This is a genomic window from Campylobacter sp. LMG 17559 (assembly GCF_024723605.1).
GTDB lineage: Bacteria > Campylobacterota > Campylobacteria > Campylobacterales > Campylobacteraceae > Campylobacter_D.
Genome location: NZ_JANQCZ010000025.1, coordinates 1 through 6,363, shown reverse-complemented (window position 1 = coordinate 6,363; position 6,363 = coordinate 1). Strand labels below are relative to the sequence as shown.

Below are 6,363 nucleotides of genomic sequence, written 5' to 3'. Positions count from 1 at the left end.
AACCACCAAATAACAATTCAATAACCAACAACACAAATCTAAGCCATAAAAACAACTAAACAACTAAACAAACCTAATTTTTCAGATCAATAAAAAAGCAAAAACATAAGCAATAAAAACTAAAAAAACCAAATTTATCAAACTCGCTATAAACATTTTAAAGATAAAACAACTAAATCCCCAAACAATATAAATCCAAAAGCCAAATCACTAAAAACACAAACAACTAAAAACAAAAATAAAAAACCATAGCAAAAAAATAAAACAATAAAGAATAAAAATAAATTAAAAAATAAAAAGGAATACAATTAAATAAAAACCACAAAAATAAAATAATAAACCTAAAAACCGTAGAATAGATTAAAAAATCATAAAAATTTAAAAAAATAAAAACAAACTATTGCTAAAAAATTAGTAGCCACTCAAACTAAAACATCTAAAAAATAAAACAATCCAACTAAATAACTAAATTTTATAAATTAAAAAAACAAACCAATTTAAAAACTAACAATAAAAACAAACATAAGATTATATATAAAGTAAGAATAATAAGAGAATTAACAAGTCCGCAATGAGCTACTTTCCCCCTGCCAGTAAGGCGTAGTATCATCACCCACGATGTGCTTAGCTTCTTGGTTCGGGATGGAGCAAGGCGTCTCCACATCTGTATAATCACGGACATTGTTATTTAAATATTCTATTTAATATAGCATAATAAAAACAATCAATAAGATTTAAATATAAAAATCATTTTTATTTTTATTTTTAGCTTTCATCTTATTCTTATATTTAGATGTTTTATTAAACTAAATCACTTTACTGTTTTAGAATACTTAAAAAACAATGTTAAGAGCAAGTTCTAATATAAACTTTACTTGTAAGATTTTATAAACTTAAGAACATAATCTTTATATAAATATTTCATATAAAAACATTCAAAGCTTTATTAAAAACCTTAACAAGGAAGTGATGCTTAAATAAGATAAGCCAAACGCTCTATTAGTACTGGTCAGCTAAAGGACTTTCATCCATTACACACCCAGCCTATCAAACTAGTAGTCTTCTAGAGAGCTTAGAGAAGATTCATCTTAGAGTTGGCTTCACGCTTAGATGCTTTCAGCGTTTATCCGTTCCAAACTTAGCTACGCTGCGATGCTCTTGGCAGAACAACAGCTACACCAGTGGTTTGTTCAACCCGGTCCTCTCGTACTAGGGTCAAATCTCTTCAATCTTCTTACGCCCACGGCAGATAGGGACCGAACTGTCTCACGACGTTCTGAACCCAGCTCGCGTACCGCTTTAAATGGCGAACAGCCATACCCTTGGGACCTGCTCCAGCCCCAGGATGCGATGAGCCGACATCGAGGTGCCAAACCTCCCCGTCGATGTGAGCTCTTGGGGGAGATCAGCCTGTTATCCCCGGGGTACCTTTTATCCTTTGAGCGATGGCCCTTCCACACAGAACCACCGGATCACTAAGACCGACTTTCGTCTCTGCTTGACTTGTATGTCTTGCAGTTAAGCTGGCTTATACCTTTATACTCTACGAACGATTTCCAACCGTTCTGAGCCAACCTTTGTAAGCCTCCGTTATTATTTGGGAGGCGACCGCCCCAGTCAAACTACCCACCAGACATTGTCCCACTTGAGGATAACTCAAGCTGGTTAGCTACCCAAATAAGAAAGAGTGGTATCTCAACAACGGCTCATATACAACTGGCGTCATATACTCAAAGCCTCCCACCTATCCTGCACATTCTTATCCAAATAGCAGTGTCAAGCTGTAGTAAAGGTCCACGGGGTCTTTCCGTCTTGCCGCGGGTAGGAGGAATTTTCACCTCCACTACAATTTCACTGGATCCCTCTTTGAGACAGCTCCCATCTCGTTACGCCATTCATGCAGGTCGGTATTTAACCGACAAGGAATTTCGCTACCTTAGGACCGTTATAGTTACGGCCGCCGTTTACTCGGGCTTCGATCAAGAGCTTCGCTAATGCTAACCCCATCAATTAACCTTCGAGCACCGGGCAGGCGTCACACCCTATACATCCTCTTACGAGTTAGCAGAGTGCTGTGTTTTTGGTAAACAGTCGGGAGGGACTCTTTGTTGTAAGTTTCTTCGCTTTCGGAGTAAATCCTAATACGAAGCGAACCACACCTTATACCGAAGATACGGTGCTATTTTGCAGAGTTCCTTAAAGAGAGTTCTTCCACGCGCCTTAGAATACTCATCCCACCCACCTGTGTCGGTTTACGGTACGGGCAACATTAGCTAAACTTAGAAACTTTTCTTGGCTCGACGGCATCAGCAATTCTCCTCGCTGTCCGAAGACTTTGAAGAGCCTTTCAGTTCTCGGAGTATTGTTATACGGATTTGCCTATATAACCTCCTACGACCTTAGACTAGCACTTCCATCCGCTAGCTTGCTTAGCCCTAAGCGTCCTTCCATCGCACACTAATGTTGGTATTGGAATATTAACCAATTTGCCATCGTCTACCCCTTTCGGACTCGACTTAGGACCCGACTAACCCTACGATGACGAGCATCGCGTAGGAAACCTTGGGTTTACGGCGTTAATGATTCTCACATTAATTATCGCTACTCATGCCTGCATGCTCACTTCTATTCGCTCCAGCACTCCTTACCGGTATACCTTCGGCGCAAATAGAACGCTCTCCTACCACTTGATAAAATCAAGTCTACAGCTTCGGTACTTACTTTAGCCCCGTTATATTTTCCGCGCAAAATCACTAGACCAGTGAGCTATTACGCTTTCTTTAAAGGATGGCTGCTTCTAAGCCAACCTCCTGGTTGTTTAAGTAACTTCACATCGTTTTCCACTTAAGTAAGATTTAGGGACCTTAGCTGGTAGTCTGGGTTGTTTCCCTCTTGACGACGGATTTTATCACTCGCCGCCTGACTGCTGTGATTACATATAAGGTATTCGGAGTTTGATAGGGTTTGGTACATTGGTGTATGCCCTAGCCCATTCAGTGCTCTACCCCCTTATACTACGACACAACGCTATACCTAAATATATTTCGGAGAGAACCAGCTATCACGAAGTTTGATTGGCCTTTCACCCCTATCCACAAGTCATCCGGGGGCTTTTCAACGCCTATCGGTTCAGTCCTCCACTAGTTCTTACACTAGCTTCAACTTGCTCATGGATAGATCACTTCGTTTCGGGTCTGCAGCATCTGACTTAAGCGCCCTATTCAGACTCGCTTTCGCTACGGCTTCGCGTGTGCTTAACCTTGCCAGACACCACAACTCGCAGGCTCATTATGCAAAAGGCAGTCCATCACACTGTATTGCTACATAGTGCTCTGAATGATTGTAAGCAAATGGTTTCAGGTTCTATTTCACTCTGATCACCTCAGTTCTTTTCACCTTTCCCTCACGGTACTTGTACACTATCGGTCTGGTAGTAGTATTTAGGGTTGGATCGTGGTCGACCCAGCTTCAGACAGGATTCCTCGTGTCCCGCCCTACTCAGGATACTGCTAGCTAAGGTTTGGTTTTCGTATACGGGACTATCACCCTCTATGGCTACACTTTCCAGAGTGTTCTACTAACCTCACCTATTGCACATTGCAGTCCTACAACCCCCAGTGCAAGCACTGGGTTTGCCCTCTTGCGCTTTCGCTCGCCGCTACTGACGCAATCTCTATTGATTTCTTTTCCTGTAGGTACTAAGATGTTTCAATTCCCTACGTTCGCTCCATTATGGTAGTATATATCTCTATATACTGGGTTGCCCCATTCGGAAATCTACGGATCAAAGCTTCTTGACAGCTCCCCGTAGCTTATCGCAGTCTAGTACGTCCTTCATCGCCTTTACCAGCCAAGGCATCCACCATTCGCTCTTAATAGCTTACCTTTTAAATTCATTCTAAAACGCATCACTTCCTTGTTAAAGTTTTTATGATAAGACTTTACTATCTTAAGACGGAAAGCATTTAAACACTTAATAAAACTAAAAATATTAGTCTCACTAAGCTGTGAGTTTAAAACTTGTCTTTAACTAAAAGCTAAAGAAAAGATAGTTAGGTTTTATCCTTTAACAAGTCCTGTAAAATTGTTTTTATTAAAACTTGCTTGTGACTCTTAACAATGATAATTCAAATAACATTAAATAACTAATCTAATATATAAAATATTCTATTATTTATTTAGCTTAGGTCTTAAAACCTAAAGGAAGTATATATAAAGAGTTTAAATAATTTAAAAACATAGACAATAAAGTATTTTACTTTATTTACTGCTTTATTATTAGCTATATACTTGCTTTAAGTTTTAAAACTTTAACTTAGAATTGATAAACAAATCTTTTTTATGGTGGGCCTAACAAGACTTGAACTTGTGACCTCACCCTTATCAGGGGTGCACTCTAACCAGCTGAGCTATAGGCCCTTAATAAATGGTGGAGAATAGCGGGATCGAACCGCTGACCTCCTGCGTGCAAAGCAGGCGCTCTCCCAGCTGAGCTAATTCCCCAAAATTAGCTTTTCATCAATCTTTGAAATCTAAACAAGGATGATTGAGTCTATATATGAACTGATAGTTGTGAGACTTATCAGTTTGTACTCTAGAAAGGAGGTGATCCAACCGCAGGTTCTCCTACGGTTACCTTGTTACGACTTCACCCCAGTCGCTGATTCCACTGTGGACGGTAACTAGTTTAGTATTCCGGCTTCGAGTGAAATCAACTCCCATGGTGTGACGGGCGGTGAGTACAAGACCCGGGAACGTATTCACCGTAGCATGGCTGATCTACGATTACTAGCGATTCCGGCTTCATGCTCTCGAGTTGCAGAGAACAATCCGAACTGGGACATATTTTATAGATTTGCTCCACCTCGCGGTATTGCGTCTCATTGTATATGCCATTGTAGCACGTGTGTCGCCCTGGGCATAAGGGCCATGATGACTTGACGTCGTCCACACCTTCCTCCTCCTTACGAAGGCAGTCTATTTAGAGTGCTCGGCCGAACCGTTAGCAACTAAATACGTGGGTTGCGCTCGTTGCGGGACTTAACCCAACATCTCACGACACGAGCTGACGACAGCCGTGCAGCACCTGTCTCTAAGTTCTAGCAAGCTAGCACCCTCTTATCTCTAAAAGGTTCTTAGGATATCAAGCCCAGGTAAGGTTCTTCGCGTATCTTCGAATTAAACCACATGCTCCACCGCTTGTGCGGGTCCCCGTCTATTCCTTTGAGTTTTAATCTTGCGACCGTACTCCCCAGGCGGTACACTTAATGCGTTAGCTGCATTACTGAGATGACTAGCACCCCAACAACTAGTGTACATCGTTTAGGGCGTGGACTACCAGGGTATCTAATCCTGTTTGCTCCCCACGCTTTCGCGCCTTAGCGTCAGTTAAGTTCCAGCAGATCGCCTTCGCAATGGGTATTCTTGGTGATATCTACGGATTTTACCCCTACACCACCAATTCCATCTGCCTCTCCCTCACTCTAGATTACCAGTTTCCCAAGCAGTTCAACGGTTAAGCCGTTGGATTTCACAAGAGACTTGATAATCCGCCTACGCGCCCTTTACGCCCAGTGATTCCGAGTAACGCTTGCACCCTCCGTATTACCGCGGCTGCTGGCACGGAGTTAGCCGGTGCTTATTCCTTAGGTACCGTCAGAATTCTTCCCTAAGAAAAGGAGTTTACGCTCCGAAAAGTGTCATCCTCCACGCGGCGTTGCTGCGTCAGGGTTTCCCCCATTGCGCAATATTCCCTACTGCTGCCTCCCGTAGGAGTCTGGACCGTGTCTCAGTTCCAGTGTGACTGATCATCCTCTCAGACCAGTTAAGCGTCATAGCCTTGGTGAGCCATTACCTCACCAACTAGCTGATACTATATAGTCTCATCCTACACCGAAAAAACTTTCCCTACTCAACTTGTGTTAAGCAGGAGTATAGAGTATTAGCAGTCGTTTCCAACTGTTGTCCTCTTGTGTAGGGCAGATTAACTATACCTTACTCACCCGTGCGCCACTAATCCACTTCTAGCAAGCTAAAAGCTTCATCGTTCGACTTGCATGTATTAGGCACGCCGCCAGCGTTCACTCTGAGCCAGGATCAAACTCTCCATAAAAAATAATTGGATAAGTTTAATCTTTTTCTTCAAAGAAAAAGTTGATTGTTAAGATTTAAAAATAAATCTTTCTGGCTCAATCGATCACTTATTTAGATTTCAAAGATTGACTATAAGATTTGATTAACAATATTAATAATTTAAAGAACAAATACTAAAAATTAAGACAAAAAGTCTTAGCTTTTTAAAACCCTTTCGTTTAAAAAGGAAATGAAATTATAGCAATAAAAGCTTAAAGTTTTATTAATATA

2 tRNA genes and 3 rRNA genes are annotated in these 6,363 nt (G+C 41.2%); all 5 read right to left on the bottom strand.

The features are described 5' to 3' along the window. Nucleotides 1-563: 563 nt before the first annotated feature. The 5 genes from rrf to CAMP5082_RS08020 all read right to left on the bottom strand — a co-directional run bounded on the left by rrf (nucleotide 564) and on the right by CAMP5082_RS08020 (nucleotide 6,112). Nucleotides 564-680: ribosomal RNA gene (rrf, locus tag CAMP5082_RS08040) — 5S ribosomal RNA — on the bottom strand. A 298-nt stretch (nucleotides 681-978) separates the two neighbouring features. After that, a 23S ribosomal RNA gene (locus tag CAMP5082_RS08035) occupies nucleotides 979-3,886 on the bottom strand. Between the two features lie 456 nt (nucleotides 3,887-4,342). Then, nucleotides 4,343-4,419, bottom strand: a tRNA-Ile gene (locus CAMP5082_RS08030). 8 nt (nucleotides 4,420-4,427) lie between these two features. Continuing rightward, a tRNA-Ala gene (locus CAMP5082_RS08025) sits at nucleotides 4,428-4,503 on the bottom strand. Nucleotides 4,504-4,598: 95 nt separating this feature from the next. Beyond that, nucleotides 4,599-6,112: ribosomal RNA gene (locus CAMP5082_RS08020) — 16S ribosomal RNA — on the bottom strand. Together the 16S, 23S and 5S rRNA genes with 2 tRNA genes alongside form the textbook arrangement of a ribosomal RNA operon. Between the last annotated feature and the right edge of the window lie 251 nt (nucleotides 6,113-6,363).